This is a genomic window from Streptomyces sp. CGMCC 4.7035 (assembly GCF_031583065.1).
In the GTDB taxonomy this organism is placed as follows: domain Bacteria; phylum Actinomycetota; class Actinomycetes; order Streptomycetales; family Streptomycetaceae; genus Streptomyces; species Streptomyces yaanensis.
Genome location: NZ_CP134053.1, coordinates 3,490,461 through 3,509,531 on the forward strand (window position 1 = coordinate 3,490,461; position 19,071 = coordinate 3,509,531).

The following is a 19,071-nucleotide window of genomic DNA, read 5'->3' on the forward strand; positions in this document are numbered from 1 at the left end:
CTGTTCGGATCTGTGGGGGCTCGATGTTGGAAATCGGCGCGGACCGTCGTACCTGGCTGCTGTCAGGGCCCACGAGCAGTTACGCCCTGCGGCTCACCGACGGCGACGAGCTGCTGCATCTGCACTGGGGCCCGCGGATCGCCCTCGCCGATGCCGAGGCCCTCGCCGCCCTTCCCGCACCCCGGTACCGGCCCTTCGAGTCCCCGCTCGACGGCCACGAGGAGTACCCGGTCGAGGGTGGCCCCCGCTTCGTACGCCCCGCCTTGTCCGTCCGTACCGAGGAGCGTCGCGGCACCGAGTGGGCGTTCGAGGCGTACGAGGCCGACGGCGAGGAGCTGCGGCTGCGGTTCACCGACACGGGGCTCCTGATCACCCTCCATTACCGGATGCGCGGCGATGTCGTCGAGCGCTGGGTGACCCTGGCCAACGAAGGCCCCGCCGCCGTCGAACTGCTGCGCGCCGACTCCGCGACCTGGACGCTGCCCGAGCGCGACGACTGGCGGCTTTCCCAGCTGCACGGACGCTGGGCGGCCGAGTCCCGGCTCGTACGGTCCGGCCTCACCTACGGCGAGAAGGTCGTCGGCAGTCGCCGTGGCCACACCGGGCACCAGCACCTGCCGTGGGTGGCGCTCGATGTGGACGCGACCGAGGAGCGCGGCGAGGTCTACGGCTGCGCGCTCGCCTGGTCGGGCACCTGGCGGATCGCGGTGGCCCAACTTCCGGACGCGCGCGTGCAGATCACCGGCGGCGCCGGGTACGACGACTCGGGTCTGCTGCGCCTGGCCACGGGGGAGACGTACGTCACACCCGTCTTCGCGGGGCTGTGGAGCGACGGCGGCTTCGGCGGCGCGAGCCGCGCCTGGCACGCGTACCAGCGGACCCACGTCATCCCGGACGCCGACCGGGACCGGCCGGTGCTCTACAACTCCTGGGAGGCCACCGAGTTCGACATCTCCGAGGAGCAGCAGGGGGTGCTCGCGCGGCGGGCGGCGGCGATCGGTGTCGAGCTGTTCGTGGTGGACGACGGCTGGTTCGGCGCCCGCACCAGCGACCGCGCCGGGCTCGGCGACTGGCGGCCCAACCCCGACCGCTTCCCGGCGGGTCTCAAGCCGCTCGCCGACTACGTGCACGCCCTCGGGATGCAGTTCGGCATCTGGGTCGAGCCCGAGATGGTCAACCCGGACAGCGACCTCTACCGGGCGCATCCCGACTGGGTGCAGTACCAATCCGGACGAAAGCGGACAGAATTCCGCAATCAGCTGGTACTGAACCTCGCGCGCGAGGACGTCCAGGAGTATCTGTGGGAGCGGCTCGACGCTCTCCTCTCCAGTGCTCCCATCGACTATGTGAAGTGGGACTTCAATCGCTGCTTCACCGACGCCGGCTGGCCCGGCGAGGCGTACCCGCAGCGCCTCTGGGTCGACCATGTGCGTGCCCTGTACTCCCTGTTGGACCGCCTGCGGGCCGCGCACCCCGGCGTCGCCTTCGAGTCCTGCTCGGGCGGCGGCGGACGCGTCGACCTCGGCGTCATGAGCCGTACGGACCAGGTGTGGACCTCCGACAACACCGACCCGCTCGACCGGCTCGCCATCCAGCACGGCTTCAGTCAGATCCATCCGGCGCGGGTCATGGCCGCCTGGGTCACCGACAGTCCGAACGCCCAGCTCAACGGGCGGGTCAGTAGCTTGCGCTTCCGGTTCGTGAGTGCCATGGCCGGGGTGCTCGGGGTCGGCGGGGACCTCGCCCAGTGGACCGAGGAGGAGCTGGCCGAGGCCCGGGACTGGGTGAGCCTCTACAAGGAGATCCGCCCTGTGGTCCAGCGCGGTGATCTGTACCGGCTGCGACCCCCGGCCGGCGGGCTGAGCGCGGTCCAGTACGTCCTCGGCGACGAGACGGTGGTTCTCGCCTGGCTCCAGGCGCAGCGCCACGGTGAGCCGGTGGCACCGCTGAGGTTGCGCGGCCTCGATCCGACAGCGACGTACGAATGCCGCGAAACGGGCGAAACGCACCGTGGTGCGGTGCTGCAGCATCACGGGCTGCGAACCGGGCTGCGGGGCGACTTCGATGCGACGATTATTCGCCTGCGTCGCATTTGAGCTTTCTGTCCGAATTGAACCCTTCATTCCAACTCGCTCCGCAGTGAAGGGTTCTGAAGTCATGCCACGTGAGCAGCGTCATATCCGTGACGGTCCGCTGTCGCCATGTTCACGCAATTCTGGCTCCGATTCAGGGAAATTGAGGGTCGCCCTATATCCCGTGTCGACGGAGGGTGACGGGGAATTCCCGTATGGATCAAGCGAAATGCTCACACAGGGAACGGGAATAGTTGTCTCTGCGCGTCCTGGTCGCTTACGTTCCTGCTCGATCCGGGCGGAACGCCGAATCCTGCCGCTGCCCGGGACCCGCACACTCACCCGTGCCCGGCAGGAGCGGGGGACCCACAGGTAAAACGCCTGTCCCGGTCTCCGGAACAGGCTTGGGGTAAAGCCGTGCGCAATCACGGCCGGACATCTCCAGTCCGCACCCGACAGCTCACCTCGCAGGCGACGGAGAGGAATTCGTCATGCCTGCGCAGGGTAAGCACCGCCGCCCCAAGTCCCGGCGTTTCATTCGTTCCATCGCTGTCGTCGGAACCGGCGGCGCCGCGTTCGCACTGCCGCTCATGGGAGCCGCCGGCGCCCATGCCGCCACCCCGGCGGCGTCCGTTTCCGAAAAGGTCGCCACCGTCGCTCCGGTCGTCGCCAAGCAGGCCCCCGCCCAGGCGGCCGGCGTCAGCACGTACACGGTGAAGGCGGGCGACTGGCTCGCGAAGATCGCCGACGAGCAGCACGTCAGCGGTGGCTGGCAGAAGCTCTACCAGGACAACCGCTCGGCCGTCGGCTCCGACCCGTCGCTGATCCACCCCGGTCTGAAGCTGACGCTGGGCGGCACCGAGGCCGCGCCGAAGCCGGCCGCCCCGTACGCCGCGCCCAAGGCGTCCCAGACCGCCGCGCCCAAGGCCGCCGCACCCAAGGTCTCCCAGGCCGCCGCGCCCACGACGACGACGGCTGCCGCGCCCGCCACATCCGCCACCGGCTACACCCTGCCTGTCCAGGGCCGCGTCGGCACCGCCTACCACGTCGCGGGCAGCCACTGGGCCAGCGGCTACCACACCGGCGTCGACTTCGTCGTCCCGACCGGCACCAGCCTCAAGGCCGTCGGCGCGGGCACCGTCGTCTCGGCCGGCTGGGGCGGCGCGTACGGCAACCAGGTCGTCATCAAGCTCGCCGACGGCTACTACGCGCAGTACGCCCACCTCTCGAAGCTGTCCGTCTCGGCGGGCCAGACCGTGACGGGTGGTCAGCAGATAGGCCTCTCCGGAGCGACGGGCAACGTCACCGGACCGCACCTGCACTTCGAGATCCGTACGACTCCGAACTACGGCTCCGACGTGAGCCCGCTGACCTACCTGCGCTCGCACGGCGTGGCCATCTGACGCGGGCGGCCACCCGCCGCCTCCCGAAGGCCGGACCCTCGAATCGGGTCCGGCCTTCGGCGTATGCGCTCATTCCCCCGTTGGGGTGTCGGCGCGCCGAACACCCCTGATCAGAGGCTTATTCCGGATGAGCTCGTACTCGGCGAGTGGTTTATCTCACCGTCCGTCAACCCTTTCCTACGGTCGCGTAGCTCACATCGCAGGGTGAATCATGGGCCGATGTGGCAGACGATTCGAAGAGTGACAACAGATCAGTGATCGGGTCGTACGTGGCGGTGGGGGACAGCTTCACCGAGGGCGTCGGCGACCCCGGTCCCGACGGGCAGTTCGTCGGGTGGGCCGATCGGTTCGCGGTGCTCCTCGCCGACCGGCGGCCCGAAGGCGACTTCGACTACACGAACCTCGCCGTGCGCGGCAAACTGCTCGACCAGATCGTCGAGGACCAGCTCCCCAAGGCCGTCGAACTCGCGCCGGACCTGGTCTCCTTCTGTGCGGGCGGCAACGACATCATCCGGCCCGGCACCGACCCCGACGAGGTCGCCGAACGGTTCGAGCGCGCCGTCGCCGCCCTCACCTCAGCCGTCGGCACGGTCATGGTGACCACCGGCTTCGACACCCGCAACGTACCTGTCCTCAAGCATCTGCGCGGCAAGATCGCCACGTACAACGGACATGTCCGGGCGATCGCCGACCGGTACGGCTGCCCGGTCCTCGACCTGTGGTCGCTGAAGACCGTCCAGGACCGGCGCGCCTGGGACGACGACCGCCTCCACCTCTCGCCCGAGGGGCACACCCGGGTTGCCCTGCGAGCGGGCCAGGTGCTCGGCTACGAGGTGCCGGCCGACCCGGACCAGCCGTGGCCGCCGCTGCCGCCGCGGGGCACGCTGGAGGTGCGGCGCGACGACATCCACTGGGCGCGCGAGTATCTGGTGCCGTGGATCGGGCGCCGGCTTCGAGGGGAGTCCTCCGGTGACCGTGTCGTGGCGAAGGGGTCCCTGTCCCCGGACGACATCAAGCTGCGGATCGAACAGGCGGTGTGACCCGGTTGCGCCTCTGAACCCCCATTCCTCAAGCGCCGGACGGGCTGTTTTTTCAGCCCGTCTGGGGGTCCCCCCTGCTCGAAGAGCTTGGGGGAGCTTGAGGACGAGGCCGTCAAGGCCGACAGCGGGGGTCTGGGGGCGCAGCCCCCAGGGAAGGGAAGGGTAGGGGCGGCGGGGGCGAAAACCTATGCCGTCAACTCCGCGATCTCCAGGCCAAGTTCAAGCGCGAGCGCCCCATCCACCCACTCCTGCGCCCGCGCCCGCGACACCGCGCTCTCGTACGCCGTCATCTGCACGGCCAGCCCGTCCAGCAGCGCGGTCAGCCGCAGCGCCGTGCCCGCGGGATCGGGGCAGCGGAACTCACCCGCGGCCACCCCCTCCGCCACGACCTCGGTGATCGCGGCCTTCCACTGCCGGTCGAGATCCCGCGTGACCTCCCGCAACGCGGGCTCGCGCAGCGCCGCCGCCCAGCCCTCGATCCACAACCGCCAGCCCTTGGCCTGCCCGGTCGGGGCGTACCAGCGCACCGCGGCCCGCAGCCGGCGCAGCGCCGAGGTGCGGCGGCCGAGCAGCTTGCGCAGATGTCCGAGATCGTCCTCGGCGGCGTACGCGAACGCCTCCGCGACCAGCTTCTCCTTGGTCGAGAAGTGGTACAGCACCAGCGCGTTGCTGACCCCGAGCGCCGCGGCCACGTCGGCGATCCGCACCGCCGCCACACCCCGTGCCTCGATCTGCTCGACGGCGGCCCGCAGCAGTTCGGCACGCCGCTCGGCCACGCTCAACCGCACCCTCGTCACGCGGCAACCCTACGTCACCGGTACCACCCGAACCGCTCCGCGATCACCGGCAGCCGGTCGGCGACGAGCGCGTGCGCGGCCGCCCGCGGACTCGTCCCGTCGGCCTCCGCGCGGTCCAGCATCCGGCCGACCAGAGCCCGCATCGAACGCCGGGTGTACGCGAACGCCTCGTCCGCGTCGGCCCCGATGTCGCCGAACAGCGTCCACCACCACCAGGCATTCGTCCCGGAGTTGACCACCACGTCCGGCAGCACGGTCACCCCGCGCGCGGCGAGCAACTCCTCCGCCTCGGGCAGCACCGGCATGTTGGCCGCCTCGACGATCCAACGGGCCCCGATCCCCGCCTGGTTCTCGGTGTCGACGGCGTACGAGACCGCCGCCGGCACCAGCACGTCGGCGTCGGCCGACAGCCAGGCGTCACCCGGCAGTTCGCGGTCGGCGGGGCGCAGCGCGGAGCGGTCCACCGTCCCGTAGGCGTCGCGCGCGGCGAGCAGCGCCTCGACATCGAGCCCGTCGGGGTTGGCGATCGTGCCCTTGACGTCGGCGACGGCGACGACCGCGAGCCCGGCGCGCGCCAGGAAGCGCGCCGTGGCCCCGCCCATGGTGCCGAACCCCTGTACGGCCACGCGGGTTTCCGCGTACGGCACCCCGGCCCGGTCCAGTGCGGTCAGTACCGACTCGGCGACCCCGCATCCACCGACCAGCCCGTCCAGCCCGATTCCGTCCACCTCGACCGCGAACGCGTCCGCGAGCCGCCTCCGGGCCGCCGCCTCGTCGTCGAGAAGCGGATACACGGCCTGGATCGACGACACCAGCCCCGCCTCCGAGGCCGCCCGGTCCACCAGTTCCTGGGTGAGGCCCAGGTCCTCGCCGGTGGTCCAGAAGCGCTCGATGTACGGCTTCATGGCGCGCAGATAACGCACGAGGACGTCGTACGCCTCCGGGTCCCGGGGGTCGCAGTCGATGCCGCCCTTGGCGCCGCCCAGGGGGATGTACCGGCCTTCCGGGTTGTAGTGCAGCGCCTCCTTCATGGTCATGCCGCGGGCCAGCCCGGCGACCTCTTCCAGCGTGCAGCCCGGCCGCATCCGCAGCCCGCCGCTGGCCACACCCCGCACGAGCCGGTCGACGACGAGGAAGCCCTGCCGTCCGGTGACGTGGTCCGTCCAGGCGAGCGTCATGAGGGGAGCGTCCCGTTGGGTGGTCATACGCTCACTGTACTGAATCACCATTCAGTTACGGGTGACGGGCCGGTGGTCGGGGCTGTCGCTCGTCCGCCATGGAAGCGTCCGGAGCTGACGCCACGAGACGGAGCGGCAGGCGGCACGCCCGGCCCGGTCCTGGCGCGGACACCGCTACCGAACACTTGCCCAGTGCTCCATCCTTCAGGATGGAGGTGAAGGGCATCCTTGCCTCAGCGGCCCGGAGGGCCGCGGAGTCATGGCAGGATCGCCTTGTCCGACAACGCAGTTGCCGGTCCTACCGCCGGACGGGCGGGACGTGAAGCCTGTGGAGACCTTGTCAGACCACCCTCACGGGCGGCAGAGGCCGATGAAGCAGGAACCCGAGGGAGCACCGCGAAGCGGTGCAGACCGGAATCACCTGCGTTTACGCAGGTGAGGACGTCAACTGGTGGAGGTCTGCTCCGCGGAAGTCGTCCGCCGCCCCCCCAGGCGGCACGTCGCAGGAGTCCTTGAAGCCCTGACTCGTCAGGCCCAGCGCCGAGTTGACGCGCGAGCGCAGGTTCTCCACCGCCACCATGGCCGTCAGCTCGACGAAGGCCGGCTCGCCCAGCCGGCCGACGAGCCGGGCGGCGAGGTCGTCGTCGACGGCGGGCGGGGTGGCGGTCATCGCCTCGGCGTACTCCATGACGTCGCGCTCCAGGTCCGTGTACGCGTCGCTGTCGCGCCACCGCGGGACGTCGACCAGCTTCTGGCGGGCCATGCCGCGCTCCCGGCTGACCCAGTAGCCGAAGTCCATGCACCAGGAGCAGCCGATCGACGCGGCCGTCGCCATCTCGGCCAGTGCCTTCAGATCCGCATCGAGCCTGTTCCACTTGGCCACCGACTGCTCGAAGCGCAGATCGGCCCACAGGACGCGCGGTTGGTGGGCGAGCGCCTTGCCGGGGTCGAGGACCTTGCCGTACGTCCGCTTCGAATACCACTCCATGACGCGGAAGAAGAGCGTGCGGCGAGGAGTTAGGGAGACACGGGCCATGGGGCACCTCCAGTGCGTCGTTCCGGGGCGCTCTCGTGGGCGCCCCATGGATACGACGGACCGGCGCCCCCCGGATGTGACATCCGGGCCCGCACGTCGCGAAGTGCCGGGACATCGCGCTGTGACACAGCCGACCCGGCACCGTCAGAGGGGCCGACCCATAATGGAAGGCCTCACCGACTCCACTGGAGGTCCCGTGACCGGTTTCCGTTCCCTGAGCGCCGGGCTCCGCGCGCTGCAGCCCGCCGCGTTCGGTGCGGATCCGAGCGGGGAGCGCCTGGCGCGCATCCGCAGATCACCGCACTTCGCGGACGGCGCGTTCGTGAACCCGGAGGGCGCCCGGACCCGCCCGTCCGGCGGTTCCGCGCTCGAGTTGGCGAAGCTCTACTTCCGCAAGGAGGACCGAGCCCGCCGCGCCCCGGCCGGTACGGTCCCGGTGCACGCGACGACGTACGCCGACCTGGCCAAGCCCCCGGCGAGCGGGTTGCGACTGACGTGGATGGGGCACTCCAGTGTCCTCGCCGAGATCGACGGGCACCGGGTGCTCTTCGACCCGGTGTGGGGCGAGCGCTGCTCCCCGTTCGACTTCGCCGGCCCCAAGCGGCTGCACCCGGTTCCCCTGCCGCTGGCCGCGCTCGGCCCGGTCGACGTCGTCGTCATCTCCCACGACCACTACGACCACCTCGACCTGCCCACCATCAAGGCGCTGGCCGGCACGGACACCGTGTTCGCGATACCGCTCGGCGTCGGCGCCCACCTGGAGCACTGGGGCGTCTCGCCGGACCGGCTGCGCGAACTGGACTGGAACGAGTCGACGAAGATCGGCGGCATCACCCTGACCGCCACACCGGCCCGCCACTTCTGCGGCCGTGGCCTGCGCAACGGACAGCACACCCTGTGGGCGTCCTGGACCGTGGCCGGCGACGAGCACCGGATCTACCACAGCGGCGACACCGGCTACTTCGAGGGCTTCAAGGACATCGGCGCCGAGCACGGCCCGTTCGACGCCACGATGATCCAGATCGGCGCCTATTCCGAGTACTGGCCGGACATCCACATGACCCCCGAGGAGGGCATGCGTGCCCACCTGGACCTCCAGGGCGGGCAGCCGCACGGCGTGATGATGCCGATCCACTGGGCCACCTTCAACCTGGCGCCGCACCCCTGGGCCGAGCCCGGCGAGTGGACGAAGGACGCCGCCGAGGAGGCTGGACAGGCGGTCGCGCTGCCCCGGCCCGGCGCCCCCTTCGAACCTTCCGGGAAGCTGCCCGTGGACCCCTGGTGGCGGGCGGTGTCCACGCCCATCGCCCGCCCGTGGCGCCGCCCCGAGGCGGCGGATGCCGCGCCGGTGACCAAGGACGATCTCGACCTCGACCTCGCGGGCGAGCGCTGACACCGCGGTCAGCCGGTGATGTCGGCCTTCCGCTCCGCTGTGTGTGACCCGGCCGCGACGGGTCGGGGCAGCGGGATCTTCTGCCTGGAGGTCGTCGACATACGCGACCCGCACGCCCGCGCCGTGAGGGGCGCCGGTGTTGAGGGGGACCGGCGCCCCTGGCCGCGCCACCGCGGACCCTGGTGACGGGAGATTCAGCGGGGGCGCCTGGAACCCGCGCGGAGCCCCACCATCCGGAAGATCCTGATCTCCCGCACCACTCCGGGCATCTCGCGGACCAGCAGGATCGCTGCCGCCCCGCCCAGCAGCACTGCCTGTGCGATCAGGACTCGTTTGGCCATGTTCTGTGCTCGTTCGGCCATGGTCTGTACTCCTCGGTCGTCTCCGATGCCGCGCCATGCCGGCGCGGGCATGTTCGCCGCGTCATCCCGGCGGGAGGTTCGGCATGATCTTCATGATCGCGTTGTGCTTCTTCCAGTGGATCCCGGTCGAGCGACGGGCGTCGGCGGTCCCGTCCTCGTGATGTCCGGGCTGCCGCTTGTAGGGGCCCTTGTTGCCCTGGTGCAGTCCGGAGACGTGTTTGGGCGTATCGGGTTTCACCTGGGGTCTGCCTACTCGGATGTTGCCCATCGTCTGCTCCTTGCCGGTTACTGCGGTTGTTCGGTCAGCTCCGCGAAGAACTCGTCGACGGCGGGCCACACCCGGCTGCCGCCGGACAGGCCCCGCCATTCCCGCCGTACGAGCGCGACCACGCGGAAGCAGTCGTCGATCGGGGCGATCCAGTGGTGCTTCGCGGAGCGGGCGGTGTTCACCAGCAGCGCCTCCACATCCGGTTCGAGGGTGGCGAGCGGCGGGCAGCGGGCGACGACGTCGCGCCATGCCTCCGGGTCCGCCTCCCAGCGCGTCGCCCCCGCGGGGCTCGGATAGTGCGCGCTCACGGTGCCGTCGGCGCGCCGTACGAAGAACGCCAGCCCCACCGGAACGCCCAGCGCCTTGGTGGCGACCGGAGGCAGCCGTACCCGCCGCTGCGGCACCAGTCGGTACCGCCCCTCGCTCGCCGCGTCCTCGACGAAGAGCAGGGAGCAGGGGCGGCAGGCGCACAGCACCTCCTCCTGACTCGTGTCGAGCAAGTGCCGGTGCTCGGAGGGGATGCCGGCGCCGCACAGGTCGCAGTGCTCCGCATCCGCCCGCCGGCGGGCGGCGGAGCGGATGACGCGGGCCAGGGCACCGGAGGTCATGCCCGCTCCCCGACGGACGCCGTACGCAGGGTGAGTGCTTCGAGCGGTACGAAGGCGCTGCGCCGCCCGTCACCCCCAGGTTCCCGCTCGACGCCGGAGAGTTCGGGGGCCATGGCGAGCACGGCCTCCCGGACCGCTTCCTCCAGTGCGGCAGAGGAGGATCCGCACCCCTTGGCGGCCAGTCTCACCTGGGCGACCCCCTCCGCCACGCCCGCCAGCTCGACGTCCCCGCCGCGCTCGCGCACCGCCGGGCGCAGAGCGTCGACCGCGCGGGCGGCCCGGCGCTCGGGAGGTTCGGGGTGGATCCCGTGAAGCACCAGAAGATGGCCGATGAGCTCGTCACCGGCCATACGGTCGGCCAGACCGGCATCGGCCTGGTCCAGCACCCGCGCCAGCGCCTCGCCGTAGACCTCGGTGAGCGTCTGCACCGCCTCGATCGCCGCGCCGGTCATCGGACCGGGAGCGCTCTCGATCTGCTCCAGCAGCCGGTCGAGGCGCGACAACCGCTCCCCGACCGCCGTCTCGTCGAGCCGTACGGTCTCAGGCATGAGCCGCCCCATAGGTGGGCGAGTGCAGCTTGGTCAGCGTGTTGCCCTTGCCCAGGTACATGTGCACACCACAGGGCAGGCAGGGGTCGAAGCTGCGGACGGTGCGCATGATGTCGACGCCCTTGAAGTCGTCGGGTCCGTTCTCCTCGAAGATCGGCTGCCCCTGGACGGCGTCCTCGTACGGGCCGGGTGTCCCGTAACTGTCCCGGGGACTGCCGTTCCACGGCGTCGGCGGGTACGGGTGGTAGTTCGCGATCTTCTTGTCCTTGATCACCAGGTGGTGGGAGAGGACACCGCGTACCGCCTCGTGGAACCCGCAGCCGATCGCCTCGTCCGGCACCTCGTAGTTCTCGAAGACCTTGGTCTCACCGGCACGGACGAACCCCATCGCCCGTTCCAGGAAGTAGAAGGCCATGGCGGCGGCGTACGCGACGAAGTACGGCCGGGCCCGGTCGCGTTCGATCGTGTTGCTCCACTTGGGGATCTTCCACTCCAGCGTCATCTCCGGCAGTTTCTCGCTCTTGGGCAGCGAGATCTGCACGCTGTGCCCTGTGGCCTTGACGTAGGGCGTGTCGACCAGCCCGTTGAGCGCGGTCGACCACAGCCGGGCCAGGGGGCCGCCGCCGGTGTCCAGCGCGAGGTGCTCGGCGCTGTTCCTGTCGTACCAGCGTGGGCTCATCACCCAGCTGTAGTTGCCGTCGAAGTCCCGCTTCTGCGGCATCGGAACCGTCGTCTGGTTCCACGGGTGGCGCATGTCGACGGGGTTGCCGAGCGGGTCGTGGGTGACGAACGGCTCCTCGTTCGTCCAGTCGTCGTAGTAGGAACTGCCCAGCAGCACCCTGATGCCCAGGTTGATGTCGACGAGGTCGTTGGTGACGAGCTTGCCGTCCACGACGACTCCGGGGGAGACGTACATCGCCCTGCCCCACTCGCTCATCGTCTCGTAGCGGTAGTCGCACACGTCCGGGTTCTGGAAGGCGCCCCAGCAGCCGAGCAGGATGCGGCGGCGGCCCACCTCCTCGTAGCCGGGCAGCGCCTCGTAGAAGAAGTCGAAGACGTCGTCGTTCATTGCGACGGCCTTCTTGACGAAGTCGAGGACGTGGACCAGCCGGGAGAGGTAGTCGGTGAACGTGGTCGGCTCCGGCATGGTGCCGACTCCGCCCGGATACAGCGTGGACGGGTGGACGTGCCGCCCCTCCATCAGGCAGAACATCTCCCGGGTGACACGGCTGACCTTGAGCGCCTCCTTGTACACCTCGCCCTCGAACGGGTTGAAGGCGCGCATGATGTCGGCGACGGTCCGGTAGCCGTGGATGTTCCCGTTGCGCGCCTCGGTGCGCTCGGCCCGGGCCAGCACGCTCGGGTTCGTGGACTTGACCATGGCCTCGCAGAAGTCCACGAAGACCAGATTGTCCTGAAAAATGGTGTGGTCGAAAATGTACTCGGCCGCCTCGCCCAGGTTGACGATCGTGTCGGCGAGCATCGGCGGTTTGACGCCGTAGGCCATCTGCTGGGCGTAGTTGGAACACGTGGTGTGGTTGTCACCGCAGATTCCGCAGATGCGCGAGGTGATGAAGCCCGCGTCGCGCGGGTCCTTGCCCCTCATGAAGACGGAGTAGCCCCGGAAGAGCGACGACGTGCTGTGACACTCCACCACCTCCCGGTTCGCGAAGTCGATCTTCGTATAGATGCCGAGATTGCCGACGATCCGGGTGATCGGATCCCAGGACATGTCCACGATCTGCGCGGGCTTTCGCTCCGCGGCCCGCGCCTCGGTTGCCGTCATGTCCGTGCCTACCTCGCTCTCTCTCGCTCTCGCTTGGCGGCTCCCGTGGGGCGCCAGTAGGGGTCGTAACCGCTGGTCAACGCGGCCTTGTCATGACGCCACTTGGGCTCGCGGTTGACCGCCATGTTGGTGATGCCGCGCAGCCGCCGGATCACGGCGCCGTAGGGCCTGATGAGGACCGTCGAGAACGTGCCGCCCGCCGGTTCGTCCATGAACGGCATGAAGGCGTCCGGGAAACCGGGCATCGTGCAGCCGATGCAGATGCCCCCGACGTTCGGACAGCCGCCCACGCCCGACATCCAGCCGCGCTTGGGCACGTTGCAGTTGACGACCGGGCCCCAGCAGCCCACCTTCACCTGGCACTTGGGGGAGTTGTAGTCCCGGCCGAAGTCGGCCTGCTCGTAGTAGGCGGCGCGGTCGCACCCCTCGTGCACCGTCCTTCCGAACAGCCACTGCGGGCGCAGCATGTGGTCCAGCGGGGGCGGTGGCGCCGACCCGGCCGCGTGGTGGAGCACCCAGGTCAGCGTCTCCATGAAGTTCTCCGGCTGGATCGGGCAGCCGGGCACGTTGACGATGGGCAGCGCGCCCTGCGACCTGAAGTCCCAGCCCAGGTAGTCGGCCAGCCCCATGGAGCCCGTGGGATTGCCCGCCATCGCGTGGATCCCGCCGTACGTGGCGCATGTGCCGGCCGCCACGACCGCCCAGGCCCGCGGGGCGAGGTGGTCGATCCACCAGTTGAGGGTGAGCGGGTCGCCGGTGTCCGGGTCGTTGCCGAACGACGTCCAGTAGCCGTCGCCCTCGATGATGTTCTGGTTGGGGATCGAGCCCTCGATGACCAGGATGAACGGCTCCAGTTCGCCGCGCGCCGCCGCGCGGAAGGGCGCGAGGAAGTCCTCGCCGCCCATGGCGGGTGAGAGCACCTTGTTGTGGAGATTCACCTTCGGCAGGCCCGGTACGAGTCCGAGGACGACGTCCTCGATCCCGGGCTGTCCTGCCGCCGTCATGGAGATGGTGTCGCCGTCGCAGCTCATGCCCTCGGAGATCCACAGAATATGGACCTCGTCGAACCCGCGTCTCGGCTCGGCTCCGTCGGGGTGTTGGCTGACCTCCGTGGTACCGCTTTCGACTGTCATGTCCTCGGCCTCCCTTGCAGTCGGTCCCGGAGTCGGTCGTAGGCCGCGGCCACCGGTCCGGCGATCGCCAGGGCGGGGGGCTCGGCGGGGGCGTTCGGATGAGGTCGGGTCGGGGCGGTCCGCTTCGCCTGCGTGAGGCGCTGCCCGAGTTCCTCGAGTTCCTTCTGGGAGACCGCGTCGCGGAGTTTCGGCATCAGTTCGCCCTCCTCCTCGCGCACGTGCTCCGTGATCTCCTTGCGCAGTTCCTCGACGAGCTCGTTCGCGCGGTCGTCGTCCGCGGAGTGCTTGTCCAGGGCGAGAAGGATCTTCTTGACCGCCATGTGTTCGGCGAGGTGCTCGTCGATCACCTGCTGCCCGTCCGGCAGCGCCTTCTTGGCCAGCGGGTAGACCATCAGCTCTTCGAGCGCCGCGTGCTTGGACAGCTCTCGGATCATGATCTCGACCACGGCCCGCCGCTGTCCCGCGGAGGCGGCGGCGTGGTAGTCGCGGAACAGCTGCTCGACCATCCGGTGGTCACGCTTCAGCAACTCGATGGCGTCCATGACACCCTTCCTGGTCTGGGACGGTGGTCGCCCGCTCGTCGGGTGCGGTGGCCGACGGCCGTACCTCGCCGCCGTCCGTCCGTGCCTGGTCGGTGGAACCGGCGCCGCGGCCGGGGGAGTCCGCTGCCGATCGGGTGGAGGCGGCGGTGGGGGCGAGCGAAGGGGCGGAGGCGGCGGAGGGAGTGAGCGAAGGGGTGGAGGCGGCGGAGGGAGTGAGCGAACGGATGGCTCCGTGCAACCGGGCGAACACCTCCGGCGGCATGGTCTCCACCCGCTCCAGGATCCGCGCGGCTCTCGGGTCGGTGGCGCGCGCCTCCCGTTTCTCGTCGTCCGTGAGCACCAGCGTCCGCAGCGTCAGGATCTCGTCGATCTCCGCGGCGTCGTGCAGGTCGCCGGGGCTCTCCGGTGCCACCTGCGGATGGTCGGGGAGGATGATCGGAGACGACAGGACGAGGCCGTCCGTTCCCTCCTCGCCGGCGAGCACCGGGAAGGTGTGCAGGTTGCGACAGTCCCGGACGTGTGCCGCGACCTCGTCGGGCGGGTCGAGGGAGGAGAGGAAGCCCAGCCCCTCGCCGCCGATGAAGGTGTGCGTCGCGATGAGGGCGTTGCGCAGGGCCTCGTCGCGTGGGGCGTCGGGTGGGGTCGACCGGCCGGTGTTCTCCGTGCGCACCCGCAGCCGGTGCAGCGCACCGGGGCCGGCGAGCCGTTCGGCCCGCAGCGTCGTCCGCGCTTCGACCGGACACCGCCGACGCACCAGGCGTCCTGGGTCACCGGGGAGCGTTTCGGTTTCCTGGCCACCCGGAGCACTGAACTCGAACTCCCGTTCTCCGGCCAGGAGATCGGTCAGCGGAACGATGATTTCGGCATCGCGTGGTACGGCCTCGTCGAAGGCCAGGTGGACGGTCCCGGCGGCCTCCAGGGAGTCCACCGGCGTGTAACGGCCCTCTCGGTCCCGGCGTTCCACGCCCCTGGACTGCGTCTGCAGATAGCGCACGCGCACCTGGACCACGGCATCCGGTGTCGCCCGCACCAGGCACTCGGTCTGCTGCTGCCAAGACTCCACGGACCCCGAGAGGCTGGGCGCCACCGGGCCGTGCGCCTCGGCCCAGGCGCGCGGAGCGAGGACGCCGAACTGCCAGCGCACCCGGTTCTTGGGCGACGATCTTCGGTACGGGTACAGCAGGTACCCCTCGTAGAGGATGGCGTCGGCAACCGCGCACGCCTCCTCGAAAGCGGAACCCGCCCATCGCGCGCTCCCGGACTTCCCGCCAGGGTCGCTCACGGTCGCTCCTCGTTCACCCTCGCTCCTCGCTCCTCGCTCACGGTCGCGCCTCATTCACTGGCTGTCCGTATCGCCATGGATTGCAACGATCACACTTTTCGTTGCGAAAAGCGCGCATTGGTGGCGGATGGGTGAGCGGCGCCCCGGACCCGACGCGGAACGAGGACCAGGTGGCACTCCTCCATCCGGGTGGACCCGCGGTGGCCGCCGCGGCGCGGACGGGGGACACGGCCCGTGCGCGCCGTCGGGGTGGCAGGCTGCGGGCTCGGGTCGAGGCCGCCCGGTCGTGCCGCGGCCCGGTCGTGTGGCGACACGCGCGCGCCGTGCGGGTCGTCGGCCACGTCGGAGCGCGTACGGAAGGAGGGGGTGCCCGTGGAGACGACCCCGGTCCACTCAGCGGAACCGGCCGTTCCAGGCGCCGTGGTCACCGAGTCGGCGTACTGCCTCGTGCGAGCCGCGCAGGGCGAGTGCGCGCCGGTCGGTGACGCGAGTGCCTGGGACCTGTTCCGCATGGCCCTCGCCTCGGTGGCCCCGCCCGGGGCTCACGGACTGTCCGCCGCGGAGCGTGGTTGCGGCAGCCCGTGACGGCTCCCTTTCCTGGAGCCGGTGTTCCGTCACCGCGCGTGGCACAGTGAGCTCATGTGCGGTTGGTATCTGAGGCGCGGACGTAGCAGCGATCGCTGCTGACGACAAACGTGCAGGTCACGGCGTAAGAGCCCCGGAGTGATCCGGGGCTCTTGCTCCACCCGTGCTGACTGTGTGCTGACCTGGAGGCACCTGTGGTCATCCCAGGAAACCCGTCCCGTGCTGGGCAGGTGCTGATCTCCTTGTGCCGTCCCGTTTGGATCCGGAGCCGCCCTCGTCCGTGGTCCAGCGCACGGGACCGCACGGCCGCTGGTCCTCCAGGAGAGCGGCGGCGAGCCGGTCGGGCGCCTCGACACGGGTGCGGGCGCGCAGCGCCGCCGTCAGGCGGTTGACGGCGTCATCAGGTACGGCGTCGTCGCCGAACGCGGGCAGCAGGAGCAGCAGTCGGGCGTGGGGATCGGTGGTGCTGTCTCCGGGCAGGCCATTGCCCGTTGCGGCGGCCAGCTCGGCCCACGAGAGACCGGGGCCCATGAAGTGCCCTTCGTCCTGTGCGAGGTGTTCGGCATAGTCCCAGTCGGGGTGGTGTAGGAGGTAGTCGATGCCTTCGTCCTCGTCAAAGGCGCGGCTGCGGGCCGGCCTCGAAGCCGCCCTGCCATGCGTCGAGAGGCGCCTTGTGCCTGATCTCCCCGACATCGACGCCGCGGTCCGCCAGCTCGGCCTGCACACCTTCAAGATCGGGACCACCAGGTACAGGCCCTGCACCCAGCCGGGCTCGGCGTCGATAAGACCCAGTCCGATGTGCACCGAGCACGCGAAGCGGGGCGTCAGCTGCACGACGCGGAAATCGGGACTGGGTCCGTAGTCCACGTCCAGATTGAACCCCGGACTTGGTAGAGGACCTCGAGCATGTACTCCACGTGATCATTCTGGTGCGGCACGGCGCAGCCCCGCCACCTTGCGAGCATGCACGATATGAATGATCCGCCCAGGAAAAACGAATGGACATGGCCTTCCGCACCGGTCCCTCCCTTCGAGAATCTCAGCGAATGCACCAGATTCGTGATCACAGAATCGCGGCGGCACCGGCACAAGAACTAGGATCGGTCCCAGCGCACAGATCACCGCGCCATGAGGGGGGCTGCCCCGGCCGACCATCCCGCAGGAGGTCCGCAAATGGCGACGCTGCTCTCCGTCAACGTAGGTATGCCCAAGGACGTCTCGTGGCAGGGAAGGACTGTCCACACTGGAGCCTGGAAGGCCCCCGTCCAGGGCCCCCGCATGGTCCGGCGGCTGAACGTCGATGGAGACGGTCAAGGAGATCTGGCCGGGCACGGCGGCGAAATTCGAGCCGTCCTCGTCTATCAGCTGCAGTCCTACCGGTACTGGCAGAAGCAGCTTGGCCGCGACGACTTGACCTTCGGGATCTTCGGGGACAATTTCACCATCGACGGCCTGCCCGACGACGAAGTATGCATTGGCGACCGTTACTGCATCGGCGGAGCCGAATTCGAAGTCACCCAACCCCGCGTCACCTGCTACCGCGTCGGCATGCGTCTGGGCGAGCCCACCATGGCCTCCTTGCTGGTCGCCCACCACCGCCCCGGTTTCTACCTGCGCGTGATCACCGAGGGACGCGTCCAAGCCGGCGACGAGATCACCCTCAGCCGCAAAGGTCCCGAAGAACTCAGCGTTGCCGAGATCGACGCACTGCTCTACCTCCCCGGCCGCGACCCTGCGAAGCTGCGCAGAGCGCTGAATATCCCTGCCCTCAGCCCCGGATGGCAGCAGTCCTTCCGCGAACTCGCCGCCGCCCAGCAGCCCAAACAGGAACCGGGGTGGCCAAGCGAACGCGCCACCACCCAGCAGCCCAGAGAAGAGCCGGGATGGCCGGGTTTCAAGACCATGCGCGTCGCCCGCATCGTCTCCGAGACCCCCACCGTCTCGTCGATCTACCTCGACACCACCGACGGCGCACCCCTACCCGTGGCCCGCCCGGGCCAGTACCTCTCCATCCGCCTCGCCGTCGGCGATGCCGCCCCCGCAGTGCGCAGCTACTCCCTGTCCTCCGTGCCCACTGCCGGCACCTATCGCATCAGCGTCAAGCACGAGCCCCACGGGAAAGTCAGCAGCTACATTCATGCCACGCTGCACCCCGGGGACCTCGTGGACATCGCCAGCCCCCGCGGAACGTTCGTACTCGAAGAAAGCACCCGCGCGATCGTCCTCATCTCCGCAGGGATCGGCGCCACTCCCGTGCTCGCCATGCTCCACCGACTCGCCGCCACAAGAGACCCACGCCCTGTCTGGTGGATCCACACCACCCACGATCGCGCCCACCACGCGTTCGCCGACGAGACCCACACCCTCCTGGCGCAACTCCCCAACGCTCACGAGCACATCTACTACACCTCCGAAACCCCACCCCCTGACCAGCTCCACATCACCCAGGGCCGCCCGACCGCCCGATCACTCGCAGCCACGGATATCCCCACCGACGCCGACGCCTACCTCTGCGGACCACCGGCCTTCATGGACGACCTCGTCGGCTTCCTGCGTAATCACGGCCTGAGCCCCGAGCGGATCCACACGGAGCAGTTCAGCGCCCTCCCAGCCATCAACCCCGGCATCACGCCCACCGCCGCGATCCGGCCGCACCAACCACCCGGTCCCACGGGCACCGGCCCCCTCATCACCTTCGCCCGCAGCGGCGTCACCACCCCATGGTCACCGGTGCACGCGTCCTTCCTCGATCTCGCCGAAGCCTGCGACATCCCCACCCGTTGGTCCTGCCGCACCGGCGTCTGCCACACCTGCATCACCCACCTCGTGGCAGGCGACATCACCTACACCACCTCACCTCTCGAACTCCCCGAGCCCGGCACCATCCTCGTCTGCTGCAGCAAACCGACCACCGAAGTCGTCCTCGACCTCTAGTCGGCCGGTAACTGCACGGCCAGCCGGCAGCTCCTCCGCGTGGTGCCCTTCCTGCCCCGAACCTCGTCCGCCGGCCAGGCCAAAGACCCGCGTCGAGCAATCCC

General features: G+C 69.8%; 18 protein-coding genes and 1 riboswitch. Of the genes, 6 read left to right on the forward strand and 12 right to left on the reverse strand.

Annotated features, from left to right (window positions below; genetic code table 11):
- Positions 1–23 precede the first annotated feature (23 nt).
- From Q2K21_RS14800 to Q2K21_RS14810, 3 genes are all read left to right on the forward strand, one after another.
- On the forward strand, positions 24–2,096 hold the full coding sequence (locus tag Q2K21_RS14800) for an alpha-galactosidase (RefSeq protein ID WP_310770834.1): 2,073 nt from the start codon (positions 24–26) through the stop codon (positions 2,094–2,096).
- A 305-nt stretch (positions 2,097–2,401) separates the two neighbouring features.
- A riboswitch (cyclic di-AMP (ydaO/yuaA leader) is annotated at positions 2,402–2,559 on the forward strand.
- Positions 2,560–2,563: 4 nt separating this feature from the next.
- A complete protein-coding gene (locus Q2K21_RS14805; RefSeq protein ID WP_310770836.1) occupies positions 2,564–3,475 on the forward strand; it encodes a M23 family metallopeptidase in 912 nt (303 codons plus the stop codon).
- A gap of 254 nt (positions 3,476–3,729) precedes the next feature.
- The gene (locus Q2K21_RS14810; protein WP_310780969.1) at positions 3,730–4,515 is read left to right on the forward strand and encodes an SGNH/GDSL hydrolase family protein; all 786 of its coding nucleotides are present in this window, start codon (positions 3,730–3,732) and stop codon (positions 4,513–4,515) included.
- A gap of 185 nt (positions 4,516–4,700) precedes the next feature.
- Here the strand turns inward: Q2K21_RS14810 and Q2K21_RS14815 are convergent, their stop codons facing one another.
- From Q2K21_RS14815 to Q2K21_RS14825, 3 genes are all read right to left on the reverse strand, one after another.
- A complete protein-coding gene (locus tag Q2K21_RS14815) occupies positions 4,701–5,312 on the reverse strand; it encodes a TetR/AcrR family transcriptional regulator (RefSeq protein ID WP_310770838.1) in 612 nt (203 codons plus the stop codon).
- A 14-nt stretch (positions 5,313–5,326) separates the two neighbouring features.
- On the reverse strand, positions 5,327–6,517 hold the full coding sequence (locus tag Q2K21_RS14820; protein WP_310770840.1) for a glutamate dehydrogenase: 1,191 nt from the start codon (positions 6,515–6,517) through the stop codon (positions 5,327–5,329).
- Between the two features lie 400 nt (positions 6,518–6,917).
- Positions 6,918–7,526 (reverse strand): carboxymuconolactone decarboxylase family protein, encoded by a 609-nt coding sequence (locus Q2K21_RS14825; RefSeq protein WP_310770842.1) that lies wholly within the window; start codon positions 7,524–7,526, stop codon positions 6,918–6,920.
- Positions 7,527–7,722: 196 nt separating this feature from the next.
- Here Q2K21_RS14825 and Q2K21_RS14830 point away from each other — a divergent pair, with 196 nt between their 5' ends.
- A complete protein-coding gene (locus tag Q2K21_RS14830; RefSeq protein WP_310770843.1) occupies positions 7,723–8,919 on the forward strand; it encodes an MBL fold metallo-hydrolase in 1,197 nt (398 codons plus the stop codon).
- Positions 8,920–9,113: 194 nt separating this feature from the next.
- On the opposite strand, the gene Q2K21_RS14835 is transcribed toward Q2K21_RS14830, so the two are convergent.
- The 8 genes from Q2K21_RS14835 to Q2K21_RS14870 all read right to left on the reverse strand — a co-directional run bounded on the left by Q2K21_RS14835 (position 9,114) and on the right by Q2K21_RS14870 (position 15,448).
- Positions 9,114–9,281: a hypothetical protein gene (locus Q2K21_RS14835; protein WP_310770845.1), complete on the reverse strand. Its 168-nt coding sequence runs from the start codon at positions 9,279–9,281 to the stop codon at positions 9,114–9,116.
- 61 nt (positions 9,282–9,342) lie between these two features.
- Positions 9,343–9,549: a hypothetical protein gene (locus Q2K21_RS14840; RefSeq protein ID WP_310770847.1), complete on the reverse strand. Its 207-nt coding sequence runs from the start codon at positions 9,547–9,549 to the stop codon at positions 9,343–9,345.
- A 17-nt stretch (positions 9,550–9,566) separates the two neighbouring features.
- On the reverse strand, positions 9,567–10,157 hold the full coding sequence (locus Q2K21_RS14845) for a DUF5947 family protein (protein WP_310770849.1): 591 nt from the start codon (positions 10,155–10,157) through the stop codon (positions 9,567–9,569).
- Positions 10,154–10,705 carry a NifU family protein gene (locus tag Q2K21_RS14850; RefSeq protein WP_310770851.1) on the reverse strand — a complete coding sequence of 184 codons (552 nt, stop codon included), beginning with the start codon at positions 10,703–10,705 and terminating at the stop codon, positions 10,154–10,156. The genes Q2K21_RS14845 and Q2K21_RS14850 overlap by 4 nt, the downstream gene beginning before the upstream one ends.
- A complete protein-coding gene (locus Q2K21_RS14855; RefSeq protein ID WP_310770852.1) occupies positions 10,698–12,491 on the reverse strand; it encodes a nickel-dependent hydrogenase large subunit in 1,794 nt (597 codons plus the stop codon). Before Q2K21_RS14855 ends, Q2K21_RS14850 begins: the two co-directional genes overlap by 8 nt.
- An 8-nt stretch (positions 12,492–12,499) precedes the next feature.
- Positions 12,500–13,624 carry an NADH-quinone oxidoreductase subunit B family protein gene (locus Q2K21_RS14860; RefSeq protein ID WP_310770853.1) on the reverse strand — a complete coding sequence of 375 codons (1,125 nt, stop codon included), beginning with the start codon at positions 13,622–13,624 and terminating at the stop codon, positions 12,500–12,502.
- A complete protein-coding gene (locus tag Q2K21_RS14865) occupies positions 13,621–14,166 on the reverse strand; it encodes a hemerythrin domain-containing protein (protein WP_310770854.1) in 546 nt (181 codons plus the stop codon). Before Q2K21_RS14865 ends, Q2K21_RS14860 begins: the two co-directional genes overlap by 4 nt.
- Positions 14,138–15,448 carry a hypothetical protein gene (locus tag Q2K21_RS14870; RefSeq protein ID WP_310770855.1) on the reverse strand — a complete coding sequence of 437 codons (1,311 nt, stop codon included), beginning with the start codon at positions 15,446–15,448 and terminating at the stop codon, positions 14,138–14,140. The genes Q2K21_RS14865 and Q2K21_RS14870 overlap by 29 nt, the downstream gene beginning before the upstream one ends.
- Positions 15,449–15,820: 372 nt before the next feature.
- Between Q2K21_RS14870 and Q2K21_RS14875 the strand changes: the two genes are divergently transcribed.
- Entirely contained in the window at positions 15,821–16,033 is a 213-nt protein-coding gene (locus Q2K21_RS14875) for a hypothetical protein (protein ID WP_310770857.1), read from the forward strand.
- Between the two features lie 198 nt (positions 16,034–16,231).
- Here the strand turns inward: Q2K21_RS14875 and Q2K21_RS14880 are convergent, their stop codons facing one another.
- A complete protein-coding gene (locus Q2K21_RS14880; protein WP_310770859.1) occupies positions 16,232–16,900 on the reverse strand; it encodes a hypothetical protein in 669 nt (222 codons plus the stop codon).
- Between the two features lie 306 nt (positions 16,901–17,206).
- Between Q2K21_RS14880 and Q2K21_RS14885 the strand changes: the two genes are divergently transcribed.
- The gene (locus tag Q2K21_RS14885) at positions 17,207–18,967 is read left to right on the forward strand and encodes an MOSC and FAD-binding oxidoreductase domain-containing protein (RefSeq protein ID WP_310770861.1); all 1,761 of its coding nucleotides are present in this window, start codon (positions 17,207–17,209) and stop codon (positions 18,965–18,967) included.
- The last annotated feature ends 104 nt before the right edge of the window (positions 18,968–19,071 follow it).